Here is a 24,263-nt window from a genome sequence, read left to right on the forward strand (position 1 = left end):
AATACCGTTTCGGCATCGCGGGGTCCGTCGCTAAGCTCTTGTGTTTCCCGCTTCCACCAGTCCTGTCCTCGTCATGTCCGGAGGAGTTTCCGCATGCCCGGAAATGTGCTCGAAGACGAGCGCGCCCATCTGGCGGCCTCCCGTGCCGCGCTCCGCGCGATGCGTGAGCACGCGCAGTCGCTGTCGGCGGACGCCGCCGGCGACTGGGTGTCGCAACAGGTCCTGCAGGGCCTGCTCGACCAGAGAGTGGCCGCCCTGGCCGACCATCCCGACGCGCCGCTGTTCTTCGGCCGGCTGGACCGCGCGCCCGGCGACGACCTGCCCGGCACGGTCTACGTCGGACGCCGGCACGTCCACGACGAGAGCAGCCGGCCCCTCGTCATCGACTGGCGCGCCCCGATCTCGCGCGCCTTCTACCAGGCGAGCCCCGCCGACCCGATGGGCGTCCGGCTGCGCCGCAGGTTCGGCTACCAGGGCGGCGACCTCACGGCGTACGAGGACGAGCCGCTCGACGGCAGGGCGCTCGGGCAGAGCAGACTGCTGACGGAGGAGATCGAGCGGCCCCGCACCGGCCCCATGCGGGACATCGTCGCGACCATCCAGCCCGACCAGGACGAGATCGTCCGCGCCGACCTCGGCGTGACCGTCTGCGTGCAGGGCGCGCCGGGCACCGGCAAGACGGCCGTGGGCCTGCACCGCGCGGCCTACCTGCTGTTCACCCACCGGGAGAAGCTGGCGCGCTCGGGCGTGACGATCGTCGGGCCCAACCGGGCCTTCCTCTCCTACATCTCCTCGGTGCTGCCCGCGCTCGGCGAGGTGAAGGTCGACCAGACGACGGTCGCCGGTGTCCTGGGCGACCACGCCCATCCGGAGGACCCCGCCGCGGCGGCCGTGAAGGGCGACGCACGCATGGCCGAGGTGGTGAAGCGGGCCCTGTGGCTGCACGTCACCAAGCCGGTCGAAGGGGTGTTGTTCACCAAGGGCATCAACCGCTACCGGGTGCCCGATCACGAGGTCCGCGAGATCGTCGCCTCCCTGCGCGGCACGACGAGGTACGGCCCGGGCCGCGCCACCCTGGCCCAGCGGCTCGCCCACGCCGTGCTCGTGCAGATGGAACGGCGCGGCGAGTCGCCCGACGACCGGGTGCAGGACGCGGTGGCCCGTTCGAAGCCGGTCAAGGCCATACTGGACGCCGCCTGGCCGAAGCTCACCCCCGAGCAGGTGCTGTTCCGGTTGCTGTCGGACCCCGAGTTCCTCGCCAGATCGGCCCGGTCGGATCTGTCGCCCGAGGAACAGCAGCTCATCCTGTGGCGCAAGCCGTACAAGTCGCATCGGTCGGCCAAGTGGACGGCCGCCGACGCGGCCCTGCTCGACGAGCTCGGCGACCTGATCGAGCGCACGCCGTCCCAGGGACATCTCGTGGTCGACGAGGCGCAGGACCTGTCGGCGATGCAGTTGCGCGCGCTCGGACGCCGCTGCCGCACCGGTTCGGCGACCGTGCTGGGCGACCTCGCGCAGGGCACCACGCCCTGGTCGGCACGCTCCTGGAAGACCGTGCTCGACCACCTCGGCCAGCCGTCGGGCGAGGTCACCGAGCTCACGCTCGGCTTCCGCGTGCCCCGCGAGATCCTCGACTTCGCGGCGCGGCTGCTGCCCTCCGTCGCGCCGGAGCTGGCCCCGCCGCGCTCGCTGCGTCCCGGCACGGGCTCCCTGTCCGTACGCCGCGAGCCCGACGTCGCCGCCGCCCTTCCCGGGGCCGTACGGCAGGCCCTCACGCAGGAGGGGTCGATCGGCGTCATCGCCGCCGACGCGGACGTGCCGGCCCTCACGGCGGCGCTGGACGCCGCGCACCTCCCGCACGCGGTGCTCGGTCCCGACTCGACGGGCGACGACCGGCTGTTGCTGGTGCCGGCGACGCTCGCCAAGGGTCTGGAGTACGACCATGTGATCGTCACCGAGCCCGCCGCCATCGCCGAGGCGGAGGAGCGCGGTCGCGCCCGTCTCTACGTGGTCCTCACCCGGGCCGTGACGTCACTGACCATCCTGCACAGCCGCGACCTGCCCGAGGAGCTGCGATGAGCGCGCCCGACGTACGAGTCCGCGACGGCGTCCTGGAGGACGTCGAGGCCGTCCTGCGGTTCTGGCGGGAGGCCGCGGAGAACACCGACAGGCACGACGACGCCGCCAAGGTCGTGGCCCTGATCGAGCGCGATCCCGAGGCGCTGCTCATCGCCGAGATCGACGGCCGCGTGATCGGCACGCTCATCGCCGGGTGGGACGGCTGGCGCGCCCACCTCTACCGGCTCGCCGTGGACCCCGCCCACCGGCGCATGGGCATCGGATCGCTGCTGATCCGGGCCGCCGAGGAGCGGTTCCGGAAGTTCGGCGCGTTCCGTGCCGACGCGATGGTCCTGCACGACAACACCCTGGCGCACCACGCTTGGACGTCGGCGGGATACGCGATGCAGACCGACTGCGCCCGCTGGGTCAGGCGCCTCACCTGAACCCGGGGCGCACAACGGGAAAGGGCGGCTCCCCCGAGGGGGAACCGCCCTTCCGTTGAGACGAAGCAGGCAGATGGATCAGAAGTCCATGTCGCCGCCGCCGGGCATGGCGGGGGCCTTCTCCTTCTCGGGCTTCTCGGCGATGACGGCCTCGGTGGTCAGGAACAGAGCCGCGATGGACGCCGCGTTCTGCAGCGCCGAGCGGGTGACCTTGGCCGGGTCGATGATGCCGGACTCGAACATGTTGACGTACTCGCCGGTCGCGGCGTTGAGGCCCTCACCAGCCGGGAGGTTGCGGACCTTCTCCACCACGACGCCGCCCTCGAGGCCGGCGTTGACGGCGATCTGCTTCAGCGGCTCCTCGAGGGCCTTGCGGACGATCGCGGCACCGGTGGCCTCGTCGCCGTTGACCTCGAGCTTGTCGAACGCGTTGGCGCCGGCCTGCAGCAGGGCCACGCCACCGCCGGGGACGATGCCCTCCTCGACCGCGGCCTTGGCGTTGCGGACGGCGTCCTCGATGCGGTGCTTGCGCTCCTTGAGCTCGACCTCGGTGGCCGCGCCGGCCTTGATGACGGCCACGCCGCCGGCCAGCTTGGCGAGGCGCTCCTGGAGCTTCTCGCGGTCGTAGTCGGAGTCGGTGCGCTCGATCTCGGCGCGGATCTCGTTGACCCGGCCGGCGATCTGCTCGGCGTCACCGGCGCCGTCGACGATCGTGGTCTCGTCCTTGGTCACGACGACCTTGCGGGCGCGGCCGAGCAGGTCGAGGGTGGCGTTCTCGAGCTTGAGACCGACCTCCTCACTGACGACCTGGCCACCGGTGAGGGTGGCGATGTCGCCCAGCATGGCCTTGCGGCGGTCGCCGAAGCCGGGGGCCTTGACGGCCACGGACTTGAACAGGCCGCGGATCTTGTTGACGACCAGGGTCGCCAGGGCCTCGCCCTCGACGTCCTCGGCGATGATGACCAGCGGCTTGCCGGACTGCACGACCTTGTCGAGCAGCGGCAGGAGGTCCTTGTTCGCCGATACCTTCGAGTTGACGATCAGGATGTACGGGTCCTCGAAGACCGCCTCCATGCGCTCGGGGTCGGTCACGAAGTAGCCGGACACGTAGCCCTTGTCGAAGCGCATACCCTCGGTGAGCTCCAGCTCCAGGCCGAAGGTGTTGCTCTCCTCGACGGTGATGACGCCTTCCTTGCCCACCTTGTCCATCGCCTCGGCGATGAGGGAGCCGATCTCGGTGTCGGCGGCGGAGATGGAGGCGGTGGAGGCGATCTGCTCCTTGGTCTCCACGTCCTTGGCGAGCTTCGACAGCTCCTCGCTGACGCGCTCGACGGCGGCCTCGATGCCCTTCTTCAGCGCCATCGGGTTGGCGCCGGCGGCCACGTTGCGCAGACCCTCGCGGACCAGCGCCTGAGCGAGCACGGTAGCCGTCGTCGTGCCGTCACCGGCGACGTCGTCGGTCTTCTTCGCGACTTCCTTGACCAGCTCGGCGCCGATCTTCTCCCACGGGTCCTCGAGCTCGATCTCCTTGGCGATGGAGACACCGTCGTTGGTGATCGTGGGGGCGCCCCACTTCTTCTCCAGCACGACGTTGCGGCCCTTCGGGCCGAGGGTCACCTTCACGGCGTCGGCGAGCTGGTTCATACCGCGCTCGAGACCGCGCCGGGCGTCCTCGTCAAACGCGATCATCTTGGCTGCCATTAGGCTAGACCTCCCAGTAGCAGGGTGTCTTCAACGGACCGAGCCGACGCCCGCGACGGCTTGAGCCCGCTATCCCTGCGCGGGCCCCATCGCCCCGATCCCGATTGTTGTCACTCTCGACCTCAGAGTGCCAAACAAGTATTTAGCACTCTCCCCCCGAGAGTGCAAGCGGAAGCCACCCTGACCAGCTTGGACGGTATGTCCAGAACGAGTGCAGCAGGTCACGCCGGACCCGGCGGGAGTGAGCGCCCCGACGAGTGGAGCGGGAGACACAGCGGAAGGCCCGGCGCGCGGAACTTCGTGCGCCGGGCCTTCCAAGGTCGATGACGGGATCAGACGGCCCGTACGGCCTCCGCCTGGGGGCCCTTCTGACCCTGCGTGATGTCGAACTCAACCCGCTGACCCTGCTCGAGGGCCTTGTAGCCGTCCATCAGGATTGCCGAGTAATGGACGAACACGTCCTTACCACCGTCTACCGCGATGAAGCCGTAGCCCTTGTCCGCGTTAAACCATTTGACGGTGCCCTGCGCCACTTCCGACTCCTCTTGCTGGGCTGGGGACCACCAAGAAGCCCCCGGTTTTGTCGATCGTCCTCGACCATACCCGTGTCAAGGCGTAGGACAACAGAGTCAATCCGCAAACTACTACTTGGCGTTCGCTCAAAGCGGGATCGAAGAATTTTCACTTTGCTGTTGAATAGTTGAGAGCTACACCATTTGCCATAGCACCGCCCGACTTCTTCGCCATAGAAGTGCATGTCAGGTGCTCGGCGCCGGTGCGGCGGCTCAGCCTCCGGCGACGGCGGGGATGACCGAAATCTGCACCCCGTCCGGCGTGGCGGTGTCCAGACCGTCGGCGAATCGGACATCCTCTTCTCCGACGTAGACGTTGACAAAACGCCGAATCTTACCCGTTTCGTCCAGGATGCGCCCGCCGATGCCGGGGTAGTCCGCGTCCAGCTTCTGCAGAACCTCTCGAAGCGTTCCCCCCTCCCCGCTCACCTCCGCGGCTCCGTTGGTGTACGTCCGGAGAATCGTCGGAATCCGCACGGAAACGCTCATTGTTCGCTCGCTTTCGTTGCTGCCGATGGGCCTGGTGAAACGCTTTCAGTTGGCGAATGCCGCACGGAAGGCGTCGAGAGAAGGACGGATGACGGCGGTGGGGCGGGCGTGCTCGGCCACCGCGTCGAGCGTCTTGAGCCCGTCGCCGGTGTTCAGCACCACGGTCTCGGCGTCGGGGTCGAGGCGCCCCTCGCGCACCAGCTTGCGCAGCACGCCGACCGTGACGCCACCCGCCGTCTCGGCGAAGACGCCCTCGGTCCTGGCCAGCAGGCGGATCGCCTCGACGATCTCCTGGTCGTTCACGTCCTCCACCGCGCCGCCCGTCCGCCGGGCGATGTCGAGCACGTACGGCCCGTCCGCCGGGTTCCCGATCGCCAGCGACTTGGCGATGGTGTCGGGCCGCACCGGCTGCACCACGTCCTGCCCGGCCTTGAACGCCCGGGAGACCGGCGAGCAGCCCTCGGCCTGCGCGCCGAAGATCCGGTACGGCCGATCCTCGACCAGCCCCAGCTTGATCAGCTCGCGGAAGCCCTTGTCGATCTTGGTGAGCTGCGAACCGGAGGCCACCGGGATGATGATCTGGTCGGGCAGGCGCCAGCCGAGCTGCTCGGCGATCTCGTACGCCAGCGTCTTGGAGCCCTCGGCGTAGAAGGGCCGGAGGTTGACGTTGACGAAGCCCCACTTCTCGCCCAGCTCGTCGCCGATGAGCTCCGAGCAGAAGCGGTTGACCTCGTCGTAGTTGCCGTCGATGGCGACCAGACGGCCGCCGTACACCGCGGCCATGACGACCTTGGCCGGCTCCAGGTCGGCGGGGATGAACACGCAGGAGTCCAGTCCGGCCCGGGCGGCGGCCGCGCTCACCGCGCCGGCGAGGTTGCCGGTGGAGGAGCACGACAGGGTGTGGAAGCCGAAGTTGCGCGCGGCCTCCAGCGCGATCGAGACGACCCGGTCCTTGAAGGAGTGGGTGGGGTTGCCGGAGTCGTCCTTGACGTGGAGCGACCGCAGCCCCAGCTCGGCGGCCAGCCTGTCGGCCTTCACGAGCTTGGTCCAGCCGGGCTGGAGGTTGGGCTTGGCCGCCACGTCGGCGGGAACGGGGAGCAGGGAGCGGTACCGCCAGATGTTCGCCGGACCGGACTCGATGTCCTCCCGGCGGATCTCGCCGAATTCGTACGCCACCTCAAGGGGGCCGAAACACTCCGTACAGGCGAAGATCGGGCCGAGTTCATAAAGCGTGCCGCATTCGCGACACGAAAGACCCGTGGCGGGGCCGAACTCGACGGTGTTCGCGGCGGTCTTAGCGGCAGTGCTGGTGTGCGCCATGAAGCGAGGCCTTTCCCTCATCTTCGCTCGCGACCACCCTGGCCGCGAGCCGGAATTGGCACCTGTCCCGGCCGGGCCTCGTGGACACGAGTTCGACACCGGGGAGGTTGCCGGGGCTTCGCAGGGCCGGTCCCTCCACCCCTCTGGATGAGCATGTTCAGTTGTGGAACCTTTCCGAGAAAGGTCCCTAGCACTGTACCCCGGCGTCCTCGGTGTCCGTTCCGATGTCTCACATAACGAGACGATCCGTATCAGCCGTACGCCTCGCCGAGAGCGGCCTGCACGTACTTGCGCGCCTGATGGATCCGGGACTTGACCGTGCCGAGGGGGATCTTCAGCTGGTCGGCGACCTCCGAATAGTCGAGCTGGCAGATGTCGCGCAGCACGAGCGCCTGGGCGAGGTCGGGCCGCTCGGCCTCCAGCGCCTCCATCGCGTCGAGCAGGTCGAGCCGCGACCCGGCGATGACGCTCACCCGCCGGGGATCGGGCCGCTGGTCGGGCAGCTCCTCCGCCTGCTCCGACGAGCGCCGCTTCAGCGAGCGGTAGGTGGTCCTGGCGCAGTTCACGGTCACGATGTGCAACCAGGTGCTGAACTTGGCGCGCCCCTCGAACCTGCCGATGTTGCGTGCCACGGCGAGCAGCGTGTCCTGCGCGGCCTCCTCCGCGTCCTGCCGATACGGTAGAAGCCTCTCGCAGTGCCGCAGCACGTCGGGCTCGATGCGTCGCAGCAGTTCACCGAGCGCGCGATGGTCCCCCTGGGCAGCCGATCGGGCCAGGTCCTCGGTCGTGTCGTCCAGTGCCATGCCGTATCCAGCCCTTCCGCGATCGGTTGACATCCTATTGACGGAGGTCGGCTTTTATTAATCTTCCGGCATGCGCGCCCGCTCTGATCGAGGGACAGCCCAGATGAGCAGCACCGTTCTTATCGCGTCCAACAGGGGCCCGGTGTCCTTCACGCTGTCGGAGGACGGCGGCCTGACCATGCGCAGGGGCGGTGGCGGCCTGGTCTCGGGCCTGTCCGAGGTGGTCAGGGACACCGACGTCCTGTGGGTCTGCGCCGCGCTGTCGGACGGCGACCGGGGCGCGGTGCGCCAGGCGCCCGGCGGCCGGCTCGACCGGGCCTTCGAGACGGGGCCGATCCGCATGCTGGACATCCCGCCCGCGGTCTTCCACCGCGCCTACAACGCCGTGGCCAACTCGACCCTCTGGTTCGTCAACCACCTGCTGTACAACACGCCCTTCTCCCCCGAGTTCGGCACGCGGTTCCGGCGGGAGTGGGAGTCGTACCGCACGTACAACGGGGCCTTCGCACTGGCCCTCGCCGAGGAGGCGGCGCCCCGGGCGCGCGTCATGGTGCAGGACTACCACCTGACGCTGACCCCGGCGATGCTCCGGGTCGACCGCCCCGACCTGCGCATCGGCCACTTCTCGCACACGCCCTGGGCGCCGCCCGAATACTTCGCGCTGCTGCCCGAGGACGTCGCGGCCGAGGTGCTGACCGGCATCCTCGGCGCCGACCACGCGGGGTTCCTCACCGCCCGCTGGGCCCGCTCCTTCATGGACTGCTGCGACGTGCTGCTCGGAGCCCGGGTGGACCACGCCGCCCGTACGGTGACCTACGACGGGCGGACCACCAGGATCGGCGTCCATCCGCTCGGGGTGAACGGGGAGGCGCTGCGGGCGCGGGCGGCCGAGCCGGACGTCGAGTCGCACATGACCGCGATCAAAGACCACGTCGGCGACCGCAAGCTCATCGTGCGCATCGACCGCACCGAGCTGTCCAAGAACATCGTGCGCGGCCTGCGGGCCTACCAGGAGTTCCTGGCCGCCCATCCCGAGTGGCACGGCCGGGTCGTCCACCTGGCGTTCGCCTACCCCTCCCGGCACGACCTGCCCGAGTACCGCGAATACACGGCGGCCGTGCAGCGCTGCGCGAAGGAGATCGAGGACGAGTACGCCACCGAGGACTGGGACCCGCTCATCCTCAACGTCAACGACGACTACCCGCGCTCCCTGGCCGCCTACCGGCTGGCCGACGTCCTGCTCGTCAACCCGATCAGGGACGGCATGAACCTGGTGGCCAAGGAGGGCCCGATCCTGTCGCCCCGGTGCGCGCTGGTGCTGTCGCGCGAGGCGGGCGCGGCGGCCGAGCTGGGGGCCGACTCGCTGCTGGTCAACCCGTACGACGTGTCCGGCACGGCGGCGGCGCTGCACGAGGCGCTGACGCTGCCGGAGCAGGAACGTCTCACGCGCGGCCTGCGGCTGCGGGAGGCCGCCACCGCCCTGCCGCCCCAGCGCTGGTTCGAGGACCAGCTCGCCGCGCTGCTTTGAGCAAGGATTTGTCGTTTTTGCGCTAACCTTGCCTGGTTTTGGAACGCAACATAAAGGTCACCAGGGACGGCCCCACCTGGTTGGTCTACCTGCAGCTCGCCACCTTCGCCACCTACCTGTACGGCCTGTCGGCCGCCGTGCCGCTCCTGCGCGCCGAACTCGGCGTGTCCCAGGCCGTCGCCGGGCTGCACGGCACCGGGATGGCGCTCGGCGGCATCGCCGGCGGGCTGGCCCTGCCCACGCTGACCAGGCGGCTCGGACGCCGCGCCGTCATCTGGGGCGGCCTGGCCGGGATGAACGCCGGGGTGCTCCTCGTCGCGTTCGGACACTCGCTTCCGCTCACGCTCGCCGGTTTCACCCTCGCCGGCGGCTGCGGCTCGACGGCCCTGTACGTGATGATGGCGGTGCTCAGCGACCACCACGGCCCGGCCGGGGCGGCCGTCATCAGCGAGGCCAACGCGGTCGGCGTCACCGCCGGCATCGCCACCACCTACGTCTTCAGCGTGGTGGCCGAGTCGCCGATCGGCTGGCGCCCCTCGCTGTTCGTCCCGGTGGCGGCCACCCTCGTGCTGGCCCTGGTCATGGGCCGGGTGTGGGTGCCGCCCGCGCCCGTCCCGCCGCCGTCGCCCGCGGCCTCTCTCCGGGTCCCGTACGGCTGGCGCTTCCACGTCGCCGGTTTCGTGCTGCTGTGCTGCGTGGCCCTGGAGTTCGCCTTCAACCTGTGGGCCGCCGCGTTGTTCGGCCAGCGGACCGGCCTGTCGCCCGGCGTGGCGGCGACCGGGCTGACCGCGATGCTGGCCGGCATGGCCGCGGGCCGGTTCGGCGGCGCCCGGCTGGCCCTGCGCTTCACTCCGGGAGTGGTGCTGCTGGGCTCGCTCGGGGTGACCCTGGCGGGCTGGACGCTGTTCTGGACCGGGACCTCGGCGCCGGTCTGCTACGCCGGGCTCGCGCTCAGCGGGCTCGGCATCTCGGTCCAGTTCCCCATGGGCCTGACGCGCATGATCGAGGTGTCGGGAGGCCGGCCGGACCAGGCGTCCGGCACGGCCTCGATCTGGGCGGGCGTGGGCTCGGGCAGCGGGCCGTTCGTGCTCGGCGCGCTGGGGGACGGCTTCGGGACGCACACGGCGTTCCTGCTCGCGCCCGCCCTCATCGCGGTGGCCGCGGGCGGAGTCGTGGGCTCCCGGTCGCGGTCCTGAGCCCCGGACCGGTCAGTTCCAGGTCGCGTTCTTGAGGATCGCGGCCAGCTGCGGGTGGTCCCACTGGTCGAGGACCAGCACCTTGGACGAGGGCAGATACCACTCGCGCTGGTTGTAGTGCAGCTTCACCCGCCACTTCTTGTCGACGCAGGTCGCCGCCCACTTGTGGTAGTCCGCCTTGTGGCCGGGCCCGACCTGCCGCAGCCCCTTGTCCGCGAGCTTCCACTCGCCCTTGTACAGCTTGTAGCTCTTCGGGCAGATGCTGACGTCGGTCGCCGGGTCGAATCCGTACTTCGACTTGTAGGACTGGAACGTGTGCCCCCCGATCTTGAGCGCCTTCGGGCCGAGGATCCAGAAACCGTGGCACCCATAGTCGCGGAAACCGTAGTCCTCGGTGCCGAGGGTGGGACACGAGCCGGTGATGACGCGCACCCAGTCCTTGTCGTCCTTGTCCACCTTCCACGACTTGGGGATCGTGAGGGTCAGGCCGCTGCGCAGACGGACCTGCTTGGTGCCGCCGCTCTCGCTCGCGTACGCCGCCGCCGGAACCGCCAGGGACGCCGCGAGCACGGCCAGACCGGCCGCCGCGGCCGAGATCGTCTTTCTGAACATGCCGGAAACACTAGGCGCGGTCACTTGCGGACGACTTGTGGCCCGATAGGCAGGAGATCGCCAAGCGCTCAGCTCCAGGTCGCGTCCTCGAGGATCGCGGCGAGACCCGGGGTCCTCCACTGGTCGACCACCAGGATCCGCGACGTCGGCAGGTACCACTCGCGCTGGTTGAACCGGGCCTTCACCGTGCCGGAGGTCAGGGTCCTGCAGGTGCCCGCCCAGTCGCGGTAGTCGGCCTTGTGCCCCGGCCCGACCTGCCGCAGCCCCTTCTCGGCGAGCGTGGTCCGGCCGATGTAGAGCTTCTTCTTGACCGGGCAGGGCCCGACGTCGGTGGCCGGATAGAACGGGCCGTCCGGCGTGTACGCCTGGAACAGCTCATGGCCCACCTTGATGGCCTTGGGGCCGAGGATCCAGAAGCTGTGGCACCCCGAGTCGCGGAAGCCGTACGTGTCCGTGCCCTTGGTGGGGCACGAGCCGGTGATGACGCGCAGCCAGTCCGCGCGACCGGCGTCGACCCGCCAGGACGAGGGGATCTTGAGGGTCAGGCCCTTGCGCAGGTGCAACGTCTTGGTGGCCGCGCTGTCGCTCGCGTACGCCGCCGTGGGAACCGCCAGGGACGCCGCGAGCACGGCCAGGCCGACCGCCGCGGCCGAGATCGTCTTCCTCATGCCCAGGACGTTACGCCCGGCGGGTTGCAGACGGCTTGCCCATCCTTGCCACGAGGTCGCCGAGAAGTGTCACGACGCCGTCGGGCCCGTCCACCACCACGTCGGCGCGCTCCGCCAGCGCGGTCACCTCCGCGGACCCGCTGCACACGCGTACGCCGGGGATCCCGGCCGTCTCGACCGCGCCGAAGGCGGCGAGGTCCCCCAGGTCGTCTCCGACGAACATGACCGAGCGGGCGCCGCGCTCGGCGAGGAAGGCCGACAGGGCCCGTCCCTTGTCCATCCCGGCGGGCCGCAGCTCCAGCACCATGCGGCCCGGCTCGACCGTCAGCCCGGCCTCCCCGGCCAGCGCCGCGACCGGCCCGCGCAGCGCCTCCAGCGCCCCCGCGGGGTCGGCGCACCGCCGGGTGTGCACGGCGACGGCCCGGTCCTTGTCCTCGATCCACACCCCGTCGAGGCCCGCCGTGAGCTCGGGCAGCCGGGCGCGGACGAGGTCGAGCCCCGGCGGGGGCGGCGGCGCCGTCAGGCGGCCGTCCTCCCAGCGCTCCAGGCCGTAGTGGCCGAGGATCACCAGACCGGGCACGTCGGCGAGGGACGGCCCGCCGGAGACCTCGCCGAGGGCCAGCGCCGTACGCGGCGGGCGGCCCGTGACGATCACGACGGCGCGCACCAGCGGGGCGAGGGCGGCCAGCACGCCGGGAACGCCGGGATGCACCCGGGCGGCGGCGGGGTCGGGCACGATCGGGGAGAGCGTGCCGTCGTAGTCGAGCCCGATCACGGCGCCGGCCGGATCGGAGACGATCGCGTCGATTCCTGCGTGCGCGGGCAGGGTCATGGCCTCACTCCGGTGGGGGTCAGATGCGTACGCCTCGGGACGGCCTCATGCCCCGGTGGCGGGGCTCATGCGTGCGAAGGGGAAAAAGCCGGTGCCGCGGGAGAGGCGCTAGGAGTTGAGTCCGAATCGGCGGGCCGAGCGGTCGCGCCGCCTGCCGGCCCTCATCCGGCGCAGCCGCTTGACGAGCATGGGGTCGTGCTCCAGCGCCTCCGGCCGGTCGATCAGCTCCCCGAGTAACTGGTAGTACCGGGTCGCGGAGATGCCGAAGGCCTCCCTGATCGCCTGTTCCTTGGCGCCCGCGTAACGCCACCACTGGCGCTCGAACGCGAGCATCTCGCGGTCGCGGTCCGAGAGGCCGGGCCCGTCGCCGGCCGGTTCGGTGTCCATCCGCTCCTCCTCGATCGGCTCGCGAGCCCGTCCCATGGTAATGCGCGAACCAGCGAGGCGAACCCGGGGTGTTCAGGCCGGGCGGGACGGACGTAGTGTCACGTGATGTGAGCTCTGTAATCACGCTCCTGACCGACTACGGGCTGGAGGACGGGTTCGTCGCCGCGTGCCACGGCGTGATCGCGGGCATCGCTCCGCAGGCTCGGATCATCGACGTGGGTCATCTCGTCCCCGCCGGGGACGTACGGCGCGGCGCGGCCATCCTCGCGCAGACCCTGCCCTACCTGCCGGCCGGCGTCCATCTCGCGGTCGTCGATCCCGCCGTGGGCGGCAACCGGCGCCCGGTCGCGGTGGAGGCCGGAGGACGGGTCTTCCTCGGCCCGGACAACGGCATCCTGTCGTGGGCCGTGCGCGCCGCCGGAGGCGCCGACGCGGCCTACGAGCTGACGAACACGGACCTGTTCCTGGAGAGCGTCTCTCCGACGTTCCCGGGACGGGATCTGTTCGCCCCGGTGGCCGCCCACCTGTGCACCGGGCGCGCGGTCGCGGATGTGGGGCCGCCGATGCCGGTGAACCGCCTGGTGACCCTGCCCGCGCCGACCTGCCGGCTGCGGGACGGCGCGGCGGAGGGCGAGGTGCTGTCGGTGGACAGGCACGGCAACGTCCAGTTGTCGATCACCGCCACCGACCTGGCCGAGCTCGGCGTACGGCTCGGCGACACCCTGGCCGTGTGGCTCGGGCGCCGCCAGGTCACCGTGCCGTTCCGCGAGACGTTCACCGCCGTGCCGCCCGGCGACCTGGTGGCGTTCGCCGACTCCGCAGGCCTGGTCGCGATGGCGATCAACGCCGGGGACGCCGCCGACCGCCTGGGTCTGCCCCCGGGCGCGCACGTACGGCTGTCGCCCGGGCGCTGACCCGGCCGGTCCTACTGGGCGTTCACCACGTCGCGGGCCTCCGCGAAGTGGCACGCGCTGGGGTGATCGCTGCCCGGGCGCACCTCGAGCGCCGGCGCCTGCTGGGCGCAGATGTCCTGCGCCTTCCAGCACCGGGTGCGGAAGTGGCAGCCCGAGGGCGGGTTGGCCGGCGAGGGCGGGTCGCCCTGGAGGATGATCCGCTGGCGCGTCTCCCGGCCCTCCGGATCCGGCACCGGCACGGCCGACAGCAGCGCCTGCGTGTACGGATGCGTCGGGCTGTCGTAGATCTGGGCGTCGCTGCCCAGTTCGACGATCTTGCCGAGGTACATCACCGCGACCCGGTCGGAGATGTGGCGGACCACCGACAGGTCGTGCGCGATGAAGATGTAGGCGAGGTCGAACTCGTTCTGCAGCCGCTCCAGCAGGTTCATGACCTGGGCCTGGATCGACACGTCGAGCGCGGAGACCGGCTCGTCGCAGATGATGATCTCAGGCTGGAGCGCCAGGCCGCGGGCGATGCCGATGCGCTGACGCTGACCGCCGGAGAACTGGTGCGGGTAGCGGTTGATGTGGTCGGGGTTGAGGCCGACCACCTCGAGCAGCTCCTGCACCCGGCGCCGCCGGCCGCCCTTCGGCACGACGTCCGTGTGGATCTCGAACGGCTCCCCCACGATGTCGCCGACGGTCATCCGCGGGTTCAGCGAGGTGTAGGGGTCCTGCATCACCATCTGGATGTTGCGGCGCATCCGCTTGAGCTCGGCGCCCCTGGCCGTGGTGATGTCCCTGCCGTGGACGCGTACGGAGCCCGACGTGGGCCGCTCCAGCGCCATCAGCAGCTTGGCCAGGGTGGACTTGCCGCAGCCCGACTCGCCGACGATGCCGAGCGTCTCACCCCGGTGCAGGTCGAAGGAGACCCCGTCCACAGCCTTGATCGCGCCGATCTGCCGCTTGACGACGACGCCCTGGGTGAGCGGGAAATGCTTGACCAGATCGCGGACTTCGAGGATCGACTCAGCGCTCGCCTTCATCGATGACCTCCCTCCAGTAGTGGCAGGCGCTGCCGCGGGTGCCACTGATCGTGTACAGCGGGGGAACGTCGGTCACGCAGTTGTCCCGCCGGTACGGGCACCGCGGGTGGAAGGCGCAGCCCGTCGGCATCTCCAGCAGGTTGGGCGGCAGGCCCTTGATCGCGTACAGCTCCTGGCCCTTGTGGTCCACCCGGGGGATGGATTCGAGCAGCCCCTTCGAGTAGGGGTGGGCCGGGTTCTTGTACAGCTCGTGCACCGGCGCGTTCTCGACGATGCGGCCGCCGTACATGACCGCGATCTTGTCAGCGACGTCGGCGACGACGCCGAGGTCGTGGGTGATCAGGATCAGTCCCATGTTGCTGTCGCGCTGCAGTTCCGCGAGCAGCCCCATGATCTGGGCCTGGACGGTCACGTCGAGCGCCGTGGTCGGCTCGTCGGCGATCAGGATCTCCGGGTCGAGCGCGATCGCCATGGCGATCATGATGCGCTGCCGCATACCGCCGGAGAACTGGTGCGGGAAGTCGTTGACCCGGTCCTTGGCGGCCGGGATCCTGACCCGGTCCATCAGCTCGACGGCCTTCTTCTTCGCCTCCGCCCGCGAGGTGCCGCGGTGCATGCGGAACATCTCGGCGATCTGCCAGCCGACCGGGAAGACCGGGTTCAGCGACGACAGCGCGTCCTGGAAGACCATGGAGATGCCCTCCCCGCGGATCCTCCTGCGCTGGTCCTCGGGGAGCTTGAGCAGGTCGACGCCGCGGAAGCGGATCTCGCCGCCGGTCACCTTCCCCGGGGGCATGTCGAGGATGCCCATGATGGTCTGGGCGGTGACGCTCTTGCCGGAGCCCGACTCACCCAGCACGGCGAGCGTCTCGCCGGCGTCCACGCTGTACGTCACGCCGTTGACGGCCTTGGCCACGCCGGCCCGGGTGCGGAACTCGACGTGGAGGTCGTCGACCTCCAGCAGGGCGCCGCTGTGGGAGCCCCTGCCCATCTGCTCGGAAAGCACTTCCGTCACTCGCTGTGCCTCCTCATCGAAGCTTCGGGTCGAGGGCGTCGCGTACGGCTTCGCCGAGCATGACGAAGGTCAGCACGCACAGGGACAGGAACGCGGCCGGGAAGAACATGGCGTGCGGACCGGTCCGCAGGTACGAGGTGTGGTCGGCGATCGCGATGCCCCAGGAGATGACCGGCGAACGCAGGCCGATGCCGAGCAGCGACAGCGTGGCCTCGGCGCCGATGTAGCTGCCGATCGTGATCGTGGCGTACACGAGGATCGGCGCCAGCGAGTTCGGCAGCAGGTGCCGGAAGATGATCCGCAGCGGTCCGGCGCCGAGCGCCCTGGCGGCCTGCACGTAGTCCTGGTGCTTGGCCTGGATGACGGCCGAGCGGGCGATGCGCATCAGGATCGGCCAGCCCAGCAGGGCGAGCACGATGATGACGACCGCCATGATCATCGCTTTGCCGGGGTTCGACTGGGCCGGCGCGACGGTGCCGAGGATGATGATCGCGCCCAGCACGTACGGCAGGCCGAGGAACATCTCGCCGACGCGGGAGATGATCGCGTCGAGCCAGCGCCCGAAGTAGGCCGCCAGCACGCCGGTCAGGCCGCCGAGCAGGACGGTGGCCAGCGTGGCCAGCACACCGACGATGATCGAGGTGCGGGCGCCGTAGATGGTCCTGGCCCACACGTCCCGGCCCTGCAGGTCGTAGCCGAACCATGCCTCGGAGCTCGGCAGCTCCATGCTCTTGGCGAGCGTCGCGTACTCCGGGTCCTTGTGCGTGAACAGCGACGGGAAGGCCGCCATCAGGAGGAACACGATCAGCATCACGAGCGAGACCCAGAAGATCTTGCGTCGCTTCAGGATGTCCCACGTGTCGCGCCAGAGGCTGCGCTGGCTCTCCCGGACCGCGACCGGACTCGCGGCCGGATCGTCCGCACCCTTGATCAGGTCTTGCGTCGCGGTCGGGTCACTCATAGCGGATCCTCGGGTCGAGCACGCCGTAGAGGAGGTCGACGAGCAGGTTGGAGATCAGGTACACGAGCACGAGCAGCGTGGCCACGGGGACCACGATCGTGTAGTCCTGACCGTTGATGGCCCGCCACAGCAGGCCGCCGATGCCGTGGATGTTGAAGATGCCCTCGGTGATGATCGCGCCGGACATCAGCGAGCCGACCTCGGTGCCGAGGAACGTCAGCACCGGGATGAGCGAGTTGCGCAGCAGGTGGATCCCGACCACCCGCCGGTTGCTCAGCCCCTTGGCCACGGCCGTGCGCACGTAGTCGGAGCGCAGGTTCTCCACGATGCTCGTACGCGTGAGCCGCGCGGTGAAGGCCATGTTGAGGCTGGCCAGCACGAGCGCGGGAACGATCAGCTCGGGTACGGTCGCGGCGTCCGTCACGGTCGGCGAGATCACGTTCAGCTGCACGCCGAGCACCCACTGCAGCAGGTAGCCGGTGACGAAGATCGGCAGGGAGAGCAGGAACAGCGTGGAGAGCGTCACCACGTTGTCGATGAAGCCGCCCCGCTTGAGGCCCGACAGCACGCCGGCGCCGATCCCGATGATCGCCTCGAAGGCCACCGCCATCAGCGCGAGCCTGATGGTGATCGGCCAGGCGTCGCCGAGCTGGCTCGCCACCGAGACGCCGTTGAAGTCGGTGCCGAGGTTGCCGGTGAACAGGTTCTTCAGGAAGTTCCAGTACTGCAGCAGGAGCGGCTGGTCCAGGCCGAACTGCTCGCGCATGGCCGTGACGTAGGAGTCCGGGCATGGCCGCTGGCCGCATCTCCCGGCGAACGGGTCGCCCGGGAGCTGCCAGACCATGTAGTTGATGATGAACGTCGTGCCGAGCACGACAGGCACGAGTTGCAGCAGGCGCCGGATCGCGTATCGGCCCATGCGCACCTCCGATCTGACGCTAAAGGTCGTACATGCGCCCCCCGTGGGTCAACACGGAGTTCGCGAATGGACAGCCCACGAGGCCGGCCCCGGTGGGGGAACCGGCCTCGGGGGGTTCACGTACGAGCTGTCCTACGCTTCCTTGATCGCGATCGACAGCGGGTCGAGCACGCCGAAGGGAGTGACCTTCACGCCGGTCACCCACTTGGAGGTGCCGGCCTGCAGGCCGTAGGACCACAGCGGAATCGCGGGCATGTCCTGCTGCAGCATAGCCTCGGCCTCCTGGTAGAGGGCGTTGGCCTGCGCGGGGTCGGTGGCGGTGTCGGCCTCGTGGAGCTTCGCGTCGAGAGCCTTGTTGCTGTAGAGACCGTCGTTCGAGGAGGCGCCGGTCTTGTACAGCGGGTTCAGGAAGTTCTCGATGTGCGGGTAGTCCATCTGCCAGCCGGTGCGGAACGCGCCCTTGATCTTGTGCTGGGTGATGGTGTCGCGCAGCTCGGCGAAGGTGGGCATGTCCTTGTGCACGAACTTCACGCCCGCGTCGGGACCGAAGGCCTGGTTGATGCTGTTGACCGTGGCCTCGATCCAGTCCTTGTGGGTGCCGTCGGCGTTGGACCAGATCGGGAACTCGGCCGGCGGGGTGTAGCCCTCGGACTTGGCCTTGGCGAGCAGCTCCTTGGCCTTGGCGGGGTTGTAGGTGCACAGGTCGCCGCAGGCGCCGTCCTTGAAGCCCTCGACGATCGGGGAGACCCAGCCGTTGATCGGGCTACGGCCCTTGTTGAAGATCTTCTCGGTGATCGTCTTGCGGTCGATCGCGTACGAGACCGCCTTGCGGAAGTCGGCGTTGCCGCCGAACTCCTTGTCGTACACCGGGAAGGTCAGCGTCTGGATGACGCCCTGCTGGCCGTCGATCGCGCGGTCGCCGAGGTCGGTCTTCCACTTGTCGCCGGCGAGGGCGGACGGCGGGATCAGCTCGGTGAAGTCGAGGTTGTTGGAGACCAGGTCCGCGTAGGCCGCGTTGTCGTCCTTGTACATCTTGTAGACGATCTTCTTGACCTTGGGCTTCTCCGGCCCGGGGTAGTCGGGGTTGGCCTCGACGATGATCTGCGAGTTGTGGTCCCACTGCACGAACTTGAAGGGGCCGTTCGTGATCGGCTTCTGGGCGAAGCCCTTCGGGTCCTTGAAGAAGGCCTCCGGCAGCGCCGAGAAGGTCGAGTAGCCCAGCTTGGTGCGGAACACCGAGATCGGCGCGGTCAGCGTGACCTTGAAGGTGAGGTCGTCGACGACCTCCAGTCCCTCCAGCTTGTCGGTCTCCGGCTTCGGAGCCTCCTTCGGCCCGTCGGGGCCGTCGGGGTCGGCCGTGTTGACCTTGTCGAAGCCCACGATGTCACCGAACCAGAAGCTGCCGAGCTGAGCGTTCGGCGAGTAGGCGGTGTAGTTCCAGGCGTCGACGTAGTTCTTCGCGGTGACCGGCGTGCCGTCGGTCCACTTCAGACCGGGCTTGAGTTTGATCGTCCACACCTTGTTGTCGGTGGTCTCGATCGACTCGGCCTGGTCGAGCTCAGGGGCGGCCGTGTCCGAGTTGTACTGAACGAGCTTGCTGTACACGAAGTCGTTGATCGTGCCGCCGCAGGTCTCGTTGATGTTTCCCGGGACGAAGCCGGTCTGGGGCTCACAGCCACGGATGTAGACGGTTCCCGACGCGGCCCGGGGGTTGTCCCCGCCGCCGCTACTGGAACCGCCGCCCCCGCCGCACGCGGCGACGCCGAGCGCAAGCAGCGCGGTGCCGGTGGCGATCTTCGCGCCCTTAGTCACGCGCATAGTGGATTGGTCCTCCCTCTAAGGATGGGCGTTCGCGCTGGTTAGCACCCGGTTTGCCGGGCTTCGTCAAACCAGCTGACGTCCTGCCAGTCGTCCGGAGCATCCCTTACCGGACGCACCAGAGGAGTCTCCGGCACGTTGCAGTTCGGTCACACGTGCGTCAGTCGGGCGTCACACACATTCTCGTGAGCCCAACCTTAAATGCCCAGCACGGCATCAAACTCCCCTTTAGAGTACATATACCGACAGACTGCCGGTCCTTTGGCCAAGGAGGGAGACGACACCCGCCTCCCGGTCCCCGGACGAGGATGTCCTGGGCTACCTTTGACCAGTCGCAGCCACGTCCGGTGCGACAGCCGTCCCACCGACCTCCATCCAATAGAGTCCATGCCATGAGCCAGCCGGAATCCGCGCTCGCGGAGGCCCAGGGTGGCGGCCGAGCCCCGGAGTCGCTGGCCGCGCTCGCCGAGCGTCACGGACTACGACGCGCCATCGCACGCCCCAGCATGCCCGCCTACCTGCGCCAACTGTGGGACCGGCGGCACTTCATCCTCACGTACGCCACCTCGCGCAACGTCTCGAAGTATTCCGAGTCGATGCTCGGCCAGCTCTGGCAGGTGCTGACCCCCCTGCTCAACGCCGCGGTGTACTGGCTGATGTTCGGCGTCATTCTGGGGCAGAGCAAGTCGATCGAGAACTACCCGGCGTTCCTCATCACCGGGGTCATGGTATTCACCTTCACCCAGCGCACGGTGATCAGCGGCGCCAAGTCCATCTCGTCGAACCTGTCGCTCATCCGGGCGCTCCACTTCCCCCGCGCCTCGCTCCCGCTCGCGTACACCATGCAGGAGCTCCAGCAGCTCGGCTACTCCATGGCCGTGCTGGTCCTCCTGGTGCTCGTCACCGGGGAGCCGATCACCTGGCTCTGGCTGCTGATCCCCGTCACCCTGCTCATGCAGCTGGTCTTCAACATCGGCATGGCCATGTTCATGGCCCGCCTCGGCGCGTTCATGCGGGACCTGAACCAGCTCATGCCGTTCATCACCCGCACCTGGCTGTACGCCTCCGGCGTCTTCTACGCGATCGACGACAAGACCAGGGAGCTGCCGGAGCTCCTCCGCTGGGTCCTGGAGTTCAACCCCGCCGCCGCCTACATCGAGTTCATGCGCGATCTTCTGATCTACCAGCGCTTCCCCGAGCGCTGGGCGTGGGTGACTTGTCTATTCTGGGCAGTGTTCGCGCTGATCGTCGGCTTCTGGTACTTCTGGCGGGCCGAGGAGAGGTACGGCCGTGGCTGAGCTGACCGAGGAGCTGTCGCAGGTGGCGCCCCAGCATTCCGAGACGCAGAATTCCGAGACGCAGACCCCCGAGACGCGCAATCCCAAGGTCGGGACCCCGACGGTCATCGTGGACGACCTGCACATCGTCTACAAGGTGTACGGCGCCGCGAGCGAGTCCGAGAAGGGCAACGCCGCCAACGCCCTCATGCGCATCCTGCGGCGGCAGGGCCGGCCGCAGATGAAGGAGGTCCACGCCGTCAAAGGCGTGAGCTTCGTCGCCCACCACGGCGACGCCATCGGCATCATCGGCCGCAACGGCTCGGGCAAGTCGACGCTGCTGCGCGCGATCGCCGGCCTCCTGCCCCCGCACAAGGGCGCCGTCTACACCAACGGCCAGCCGTCGCTCCTCGGCGTCAACGCGGCCCTCATGAAGGAGCTGACGGGCGAGCGCAACATCATCCTCGGCTGCTACGCGATGGGCATGACGCCGGCCGATGTACGCGAGAAGTACGACGAGATCGTGGACTTCTCCGGCATCGGCGACTTCGTCCAGTTCCCCATGTCGACGTACTCGTCCGGCATGGGCGCCCGGCTGCGCTTCGCCATCTCCTCCGCCAAGACGCACGACGTGCTGCTCATCGACGAGGCCCTCGCTACCGGCGACCGCGAGTTCAAGAAGAAGAGCCAGCAGCGCATCAAGCAGATGCGCGAGTCCGCCGGCACGGTCTTCCTGGTCGCCCACAACCTCGACGTGATCGAGGAGACGTGCAACCGGGTGATCTGGCTGCACAAGGGAAAGATCAGAATGGAAGGCGACCCCCAGGAGGTCCTGGAGGCGTACAACAAGGCCTGAGAGAAACGGAGGGGTGACCGTGCCGACGCCGCCACCGATCCCGTACGACCATCTGCCCGAGGTGCCCGCGCTGACCGTCGAGAGCGACGACGTACGCGACGGCGAGCGGCTCCCCGAGGCCCACGTGTTCAACGACTGGGGCATGAGCGGGCAGAACGTCTCTCCGCATCTGCGCTGGTCGGGCGCCCCGGAGGGCACCAAGAGCTACGCCGTCACCTGCTTCGACCCCGACGCGCCCACGGGCAGCGGCTTCTGGCACTGGGTGCTGTACGACATCCCGGCCGGCGTCACGGAACTGCCGGCGGGCGCGGGCAACGGCCCCGACTTCAAGGCACTGCCCGAGGGCGCCAAACACGCGCGCAACGACTTCAGCACCAAGGAGTACGGCGGGGCGGCGCCGCCTCCCGGCTACCCGCACCGCTACCTCTTCGCCGTGCACGCCCTCGGCGTGGAGTCCCTGGGCGTCGACGCCGACACGCCGCCGGCCGTGGTCGGGTTCAACATCACGGCCAACACGCTCGCCCGCGGCTATATCGCACCTGTGTACGAAACCTGATGCGTGAGGGCCGCTCGTTCCACTATGATTCGAACGGAGATTCGACATAGGGGAGGGGCGGATGAGCGACCTGGCGACGGCGATCGACAATCTGGCCGCCGAAGATCCCTCGGAGCTTCCCGTCGGGCTGATCGCCGAGCAGCTCATCGAGCTGCACTGGCAGATGGCCCGCCTGCAAGCCCAGATCGCCAGGCGCACCCACCTGCGCCTGCATACCGACTCACCGAACTAGCGTGCGGACGGCCGGCGCCCCTCAGGGGCGCCGGCCGCTTTCGTCATCGACGTCTTTCCGGTGGTCCTGCCGTACGCGAGGTCTCCGGTGCCACTCGGCGTATCGCCTTGGCGGCGGCGGAGGAGGCCTCAGGCGTCGATCACCTGCCGTAGCCGCCCTGCCGCGCGGTCGGCGGCGCGACGTTGGACACCGTGCCCGGGGCGGACGAGACCGTGCTCGACGCCGCGGCGTCGGCCGTGGCCGTCGCGGAGGTGGCCAGCCCGGCCGCCGCTCCCGTCGTCGCGGCGGCTCCCCGCGCCGGAACGTCCGTCGTGCCGCGGACGGTCCTGGTGACCGCGTGGGCGTTGGCGTCGGCCCGGGCGGCGGCATCGGTGGCCGTCGCCTGGGTGCTGCTCATGGCGCCGTCCGCCGGAGTGTCGCACGGCACCAGCGCCAGCAGGCCGCCCGCGCTGCCCGCGGTAGCCGCGACGGCGGCCTTCGCGCTGAGCAGCAAGCTGAGCCTGGCGGTGGCGTTGAGCCCGGCGTGGGCAGCGGCGCCCACGGTGGCGACGGCCGCCGCCGAGGCGTCCACGGCGGCGGCGGTCTGGCCGGTGACGGCGACGACCGGCCTGCCGACCTGGGCGGTGAGGTCCGCCGCGACGTCCGCCTTGGCGGCCACCGCCGCGTAGACGTTCGCGTTGACGTTTGCGACCGCGACCAGGGCGGCCGTCAGGTGGGCCTCCAGCCGCGCGACCACGTTCGCGGTGACGGTGACGGTCGCGTCGGCCACGATGTCGGCCGCGATGTCGGCCGCGGCGTTGATCTGGGCGTTCGCCTCGGCCGACAGACCGGCCGTGACGGTGCCGCAGAGCTTCGCGACGGCGAGGAGGTGGGCCCTGATGTCAGCGGTCAGGTTCACCGCCACCTCGGCGGCCGCGTCGGCCTGCGCGGCGACGCCGCTCGTCGCCCCGCCGACGGCCGTGCCCTGCAGATCGGCCAGAAGCCTCGCCACCGACGCGACCCGGTGCTCCGTGCACTTCTGAGCGCACACGTCGGCCTGCGCGGGCGCGGCGAGCATGCCGGCGATACCGATCGTGACGGCGACGACGGCTGTCCTAACCACTCGTTTCATTGACTTGCCCCCGGTTCATATTCCTTTTCACGAGAGTGGGAATGACGAACCCAAGAACCCCCGTGCGTCGGCGAGCACGCCGACAAAGACGTCGGCATTTCTATCAGGCCCGATCACGGCCGAAAGCCCTGCCGAGCAGGGGATCCACGGCCCGCGCCCGCCCGGAAAGTCGGTATATCAAGCACCGGACGACCACTTCGCGGTCACCGCAATCCCGCCTCCGGAGAAAGCCACGGTAAACACGACGCCCAGGCCCGGCGACAGATCTTTCCGCTCACTTTTAGCGACGCGCCGCCGAGCCTCGCGACCCGGCCCCGCCGGGACCGATCACTAGCTCGCCTTATCGCGACATATCTCGACAGGGGTTACGCTGGCGGAGTGACTCTCCTCACCCCCCATGCGGGCGACGACCCCGCACAGCGCGCTTCGGACGCCGACCGCGACCAGGTCGCCGCCGTCCTCGGCGAGGCGCTCGCCACCGGCCGCCTGACGAGCGTCGAGCACGCGGACCGGCTCGACGCCGCCTACAGCGCGGTGACCGTCGGCGACCTCGTGCCCCTGGTCAGGGACCTGCCCGACGTGGCCCGTCCCCCGGCCACGCCCGCCACGGAGCGGCACCGGGTCTCCGCGGTGTTCAGCAAGATCATCCGGCGTGGGCGCTGGGTCGCCGGGCGGCACACCGAACTCAGCTCGGTCTTCGGGGCGCTGATCGTGGACCTCAGCGACGCGGTGCTGCCCGGCCGTGAGGTGACGCTGGAGCTGAACTCCTTCTGCGGCAAGCTCATCGTCACCGTGCCGGCCGACGCCAGGGTGATCGACGAGGGCAGCGCGGTCTTCTCGAAGCGCTCGGTGACCGGCGGGAACGGCGACGGCGACGGCCCGCTGATCCGCGTCACCGGCAACGCGCGGTTCGGCAAGATCGTGGTTTACCGCGGGACACGTCGCTGACGGCCTACGATGCGGC

25 protein-coding genes and 1 riboswitch are annotated in these 24,263 nt (G+C 69.5%); of the genes, 10 read left to right on the plus strand and 15 right to left on the minus strand.

Annotation, left to right across the window (positions count from 1 at the left end):
* Positions 1-93: 93 nt before the first annotated feature.
* Both ACWEQG_RS17270 and ACWEQG_RS17275 read left to right on the plus strand, forming a co-directional pair.
* A complete protein-coding gene (locus ACWEQG_RS17270; RefSeq protein ID WP_452285744.1) occupies positions 94-2,079 on the plus strand; it encodes a HelD family protein in 1,986 nt (661 codons plus the stop codon).
* A complete protein-coding gene (locus ACWEQG_RS17275; RefSeq protein WP_363463195.1) occupies positions 2,076-2,504 on the plus strand; it encodes a GNAT family N-acetyltransferase in 429 nt (142 codons plus the stop codon). The genes ACWEQG_RS17270 and ACWEQG_RS17275 overlap by 4 nt, the downstream gene beginning before the upstream one ends.
* Before the next feature lie 78 nt (positions 2,505-2,582).
* Here ACWEQG_RS17275 and groL read toward each other — a convergent pair whose 3' ends face one another.
* From groL to ACWEQG_RS17300, 5 genes are all read right to left on the minus strand, one after another.
* Positions 2,583-4,205, minus strand: coding sequence for a chaperonin GroEL (gene groL / locus ACWEQG_RS17280; RefSeq protein WP_363463196.1), 1,623 nt, complete (start codon positions 4,203-4,205; stop codon positions 2,583-2,585).
* A gap of 332 nt (positions 4,206-4,537) precedes the next feature.
* Entirely contained in the window at positions 4,538-4,738 is a 201-nt protein-coding gene (locus ACWEQG_RS17285; RefSeq protein WP_079319298.1) for a cold-shock protein, read from the minus strand.
* A gap of 252 nt (positions 4,739-4,990) precedes the next feature.
* Positions 4,991-5,266, minus strand: coding sequence for a MoaD/ThiS family protein (locus ACWEQG_RS17290; protein ID WP_030509193.1), 276 nt, complete (start codon positions 5,264-5,266; stop codon positions 4,991-4,993).
* A 45-nt stretch (positions 5,267-5,311) separates the two neighbouring features.
* Entirely contained in the window at positions 5,312-6,586 is a 1,275-nt protein-coding gene (thrC, locus tag ACWEQG_RS17295; RefSeq protein ID WP_452285746.1) for a threonine synthase, read from the minus strand.
* 14 nt (positions 6,587-6,600) lie between these two features.
* Positions 6,601-6,740, minus strand: a riboswitch (SAM riboswitch).
* A gap of 97 nt (positions 6,741-6,837) precedes the next feature.
* On the minus strand, positions 6,838-7,389 hold the full coding sequence (locus ACWEQG_RS17300) for an RNA polymerase sigma factor (protein ID WP_363463198.1): 552 nt from the start codon (positions 7,387-7,389) through the stop codon (positions 6,838-6,840).
* A gap of 103 nt (positions 7,390-7,492) precedes the next feature.
* Between ACWEQG_RS17300 and ACWEQG_RS17305 the strand changes: the two genes are divergently transcribed.
* Both ACWEQG_RS17305 and ACWEQG_RS17310 read left to right on the plus strand, forming a co-directional pair.
* Positions 7,493-8,917 (plus strand): alpha,alpha-trehalose-phosphate synthase (UDP-forming), encoded by a 1,425-nt coding sequence (locus ACWEQG_RS17305; protein WP_452285748.1) that lies wholly within the window; start codon positions 7,493-7,495, stop codon positions 8,915-8,917.
* 38 nt (positions 8,918-8,955) lie between these two features.
* Positions 8,956-10,113: an MFS transporter gene (locus tag ACWEQG_RS17310; RefSeq protein ID WP_452285749.1), complete on the plus strand. Its 1,158-nt coding sequence runs from the start codon at positions 8,956-8,958 to the stop codon at positions 10,111-10,113.
* 12 nt (positions 10,114-10,125) lie between these two features.
* Here the strand turns inward: ACWEQG_RS17310 and ACWEQG_RS17315 are convergent, their stop codons facing one another.
* The 4 genes from ACWEQG_RS17315 to ACWEQG_RS17330 form a co-directional block, all read right to left on the minus strand.
* Positions 10,126-10,725, minus strand: coding sequence for a hypothetical protein (locus tag ACWEQG_RS17315; protein WP_452285751.1), 600 nt, complete (start codon positions 10,723-10,725; stop codon positions 10,126-10,128).
* A gap of 68 nt (positions 10,726-10,793) precedes the next feature.
* Positions 10,794-11,393, minus strand: coding sequence for a hypothetical protein (locus ACWEQG_RS17320; protein ID WP_452285753.1), 600 nt, complete (start codon positions 11,391-11,393; stop codon positions 10,794-10,796).
* Between the two features lie 10 nt (positions 11,394-11,403).
* A complete protein-coding gene (gene otsB / locus ACWEQG_RS17325) occupies positions 11,404-12,225 on the minus strand; it encodes a trehalose-phosphatase (protein ID WP_452285755.1) in 822 nt (273 codons plus the stop codon).
* Positions 12,226-12,333: 108 nt separating this feature from the next.
* The gene (locus ACWEQG_RS17330) at positions 12,334-12,612 is read right to left on the minus strand and encodes a DUF3263 domain-containing protein (RefSeq protein ID WP_363463205.1); all 279 of its coding nucleotides are present in this window, start codon (positions 12,610-12,612) and stop codon (positions 12,334-12,336) included.
* Between the two features lie 107 nt (positions 12,613-12,719).
* Between ACWEQG_RS17330 and ACWEQG_RS17335 the strand changes: the two genes are divergently transcribed.
* Positions 12,720-13,526, plus strand: coding sequence for an SAM hydrolase/SAM-dependent halogenase family protein (locus ACWEQG_RS17335; protein ID WP_452285757.1), 807 nt, complete (start codon positions 12,720-12,722; stop codon positions 13,524-13,526).
* An 11-nt stretch (positions 13,527-13,537) separates the two neighbouring features.
* Here ACWEQG_RS17335 and ACWEQG_RS17340 read toward each other — a convergent pair whose 3' ends face one another.
* From ACWEQG_RS17340 to ACWEQG_RS17360, 5 genes are all read right to left on the minus strand, one after another.
* Positions 13,538-14,554: an ABC transporter ATP-binding protein gene (locus tag ACWEQG_RS17340; protein WP_452285759.1), complete on the minus strand. Its 1,017-nt coding sequence runs from the start codon at positions 14,552-14,554 to the stop codon at positions 13,538-13,540.
* Positions 14,538-15,569, minus strand: coding sequence for an ABC transporter ATP-binding protein (locus ACWEQG_RS17345; protein ID WP_452285761.1), 1,032 nt, complete (start codon positions 15,567-15,569; stop codon positions 14,538-14,540). Before ACWEQG_RS17345 ends, ACWEQG_RS17340 begins: the two co-directional genes overlap by 17 nt.
* Positions 15,570-15,582: 13 nt before the next feature.
* Positions 15,583-16,530, minus strand: a complete 948-nt coding sequence (locus ACWEQG_RS17350) for an ABC transporter permease (protein ID WP_346226439.1) — start codon at positions 16,528-16,530, stop codon at positions 15,583-15,585.
* The gene (locus ACWEQG_RS17355; RefSeq protein WP_363463210.1) at positions 16,523-17,449 is read right to left on the minus strand and encodes an ABC transporter permease; all 927 of its coding nucleotides are present in this window, start codon (positions 17,447-17,449) and stop codon (positions 16,523-16,525) included. The genes ACWEQG_RS17350 and ACWEQG_RS17355 overlap by 8 nt, the downstream gene beginning before the upstream one ends.
* A gap of 132 nt (positions 17,450-17,581) precedes the next feature.
* On the minus strand, positions 17,582-19,267 hold the full coding sequence (locus ACWEQG_RS17360) for a peptide ABC transporter substrate-binding protein (protein WP_452285763.1): 1,686 nt from the start codon (positions 19,265-19,267) through the stop codon (positions 17,582-17,584).
* Between the two features lie 392 nt (positions 19,268-19,659).
* Between ACWEQG_RS17360 and ACWEQG_RS17365 the strand changes: the two genes are divergently transcribed.
* From ACWEQG_RS17365 to ACWEQG_RS17380, 4 genes are all read left to right on the plus strand, one after another.
* Entirely contained in the window at positions 19,660-20,565 is a 906-nt protein-coding gene (locus ACWEQG_RS17365) for an ABC transporter permease (RefSeq protein ID WP_169986566.1), read from the plus strand.
* 106 nt (positions 20,566-20,671) lie between these two features.
* A complete protein-coding gene (locus tag ACWEQG_RS17370; protein WP_363463217.1) occupies positions 20,672-21,400 on the plus strand; it encodes an ABC transporter ATP-binding protein in 729 nt (242 codons plus the stop codon).
* A 19-nt stretch (positions 21,401-21,419) separates the two neighbouring features.
* The gene (locus tag ACWEQG_RS17375; RefSeq protein WP_452285765.1) at positions 21,420-21,956 is read left to right on the plus strand and encodes a YbhB/YbcL family Raf kinase inhibitor-like protein; all 537 of its coding nucleotides are present in this window, start codon (positions 21,420-21,422) and stop codon (positions 21,954-21,956) included.
* Positions 21,957-22,017: 61 nt separating this feature from the next.
* Complete coding sequence (locus ACWEQG_RS17380; protein ID WP_363463213.1) at positions 22,018-22,188, plus strand: hypothetical protein; 171 nt, start codon at positions 22,018-22,020, stop codon at positions 22,186-22,188.
* A 139-nt stretch (positions 22,189-22,327) separates the two neighbouring features.
* Here the strand turns inward: ACWEQG_RS17380 and ACWEQG_RS17385 are convergent, their stop codons facing one another.
* Positions 22,328-23,290: a hypothetical protein gene (locus tag ACWEQG_RS17385; RefSeq protein WP_452285767.1), complete on the minus strand. Its 963-nt coding sequence runs from the start codon at positions 23,288-23,290 to the stop codon at positions 22,328-22,330.
* 387 nt (positions 23,291-23,677) lie between these two features.
* Between ACWEQG_RS17385 and ACWEQG_RS17390 the strand changes: the two genes are divergently transcribed.
* On the plus strand, positions 23,678-24,247 hold the full coding sequence (locus ACWEQG_RS17390; protein WP_452285769.1) for a DUF1707 SHOCT-like domain-containing protein: 570 nt from the start codon (positions 23,678-23,680) through the stop codon (positions 24,245-24,247).
* The last annotated feature ends 16 nt before the right edge of the window (positions 24,248-24,263 follow it).

The sequence above is a fragment of the Microbispora sp. NPDC004025 genome (assembly GCF_053604425.1).

Excerpts from the sequence above, each read along its gene's own strand:
- ACWEQG_RS17270 (WP_452285744.1), top strand. The coding sequence starts at position 94 with ATGCCCGGAAATGTGCTCGAAGACGAGCGCGCCCATCTGGCGGCCTCC.
- ACWEQG_RS17275 (WP_363463195.1), top strand. The coding sequence starts at position 2,076 with ATGAGCGCGCCCGACGTACGAGTCCGCGACGGCGTCCTGGAGGACGTC.
- groL (WP_363463196.1), bottom strand. The coding sequence starts at position 4,205 with ATGGCAGCCAAGATGATCGCGTTTGACGAGGACGCCCGGCGCGGTCTC.
- ACWEQG_RS17290 (WP_030509193.1), bottom strand. The coding sequence starts at position 5,266 with ATGAGCGTTTCCGTGCGGATTCCGACGATTCTCCGGACGTACACCAAC.
- thrC (WP_452285746.1), bottom strand. The coding sequence starts at position 6,586 with ATGGCGCACACCAGCACTGCCGCTAAGACCGCCGCGAACACCGTCGAG.
- ACWEQG_RS17300 (WP_363463198.1), bottom strand. The coding sequence starts at position 7,389 with ATGGCACTGGACGACACGACCGAGGACCTGGCCCGATCGGCTGCCCAG.
- ACWEQG_RS17305 (WP_452285748.1), top strand. The coding sequence starts at position 7,493 with ATGAGCAGCACCGTTCTTATCGCGTCCAACAGGGGCCCGGTGTCCTTC.
- ACWEQG_RS17315 (WP_452285751.1), bottom strand. The coding sequence starts at position 10,725 with ATGTTCAGAAAGACGATCTCGGCCGCGGCGGCCGGTCTGGCCGTGCTC.
- ACWEQG_RS17320 (WP_452285753.1), bottom strand. The coding sequence starts at position 11,393 with ATGAGGAAGACGATCTCGGCCGCGGCGGTCGGCCTGGCCGTGCTCGCG.
- otsB (WP_452285755.1), bottom strand. The coding sequence starts at position 12,225 with ATGACCCTGCCCGCGCACGCAGGAATCGACGCGATCGTCTCCGATCCG.
- ACWEQG_RS17330 (WP_363463205.1), bottom strand. The coding sequence starts at position 12,612 with ATGGACACCGAACCGGCCGGCGACGGGCCCGGCCTCTCGGACCGCGAC.
- ACWEQG_RS17340 (WP_452285759.1), bottom strand. The coding sequence starts at position 14,554 with ATGAAGGCGAGCGCTGAGTCGATCCTCGAAGTCCGCGATCTGGTCAAG.
- ACWEQG_RS17350 (WP_346226439.1), bottom strand. The coding sequence starts at position 16,530 with ATGAGTGACCCGACCGCGACGCAAGACCTGATCAAGGGTGCGGACGAT.
- ACWEQG_RS17355 (WP_363463210.1), bottom strand. The coding sequence starts at position 17,449 with ATGGGCCGATACGCGATCCGGCGCCTGCTGCAACTCGTGCCTGTCGTG.
- ACWEQG_RS17360 (WP_452285763.1), bottom strand. The coding sequence starts at position 19,267 with ATGCGCGTGACTAAGGGCGCGAAGATCGCCACCGGCACCGCGCTGCTT.
- ACWEQG_RS17365 (WP_169986566.1), top strand. The coding sequence starts at position 19,660 with ATGAGCCAGCCGGAATCCGCGCTCGCGGAGGCCCAGGGTGGCGGCCGA.
- ACWEQG_RS17380 (WP_363463213.1), top strand. The coding sequence starts at position 22,018 with ATGAGCGACCTGGCGACGGCGATCGACAATCTGGCCGCCGAAGATCCC.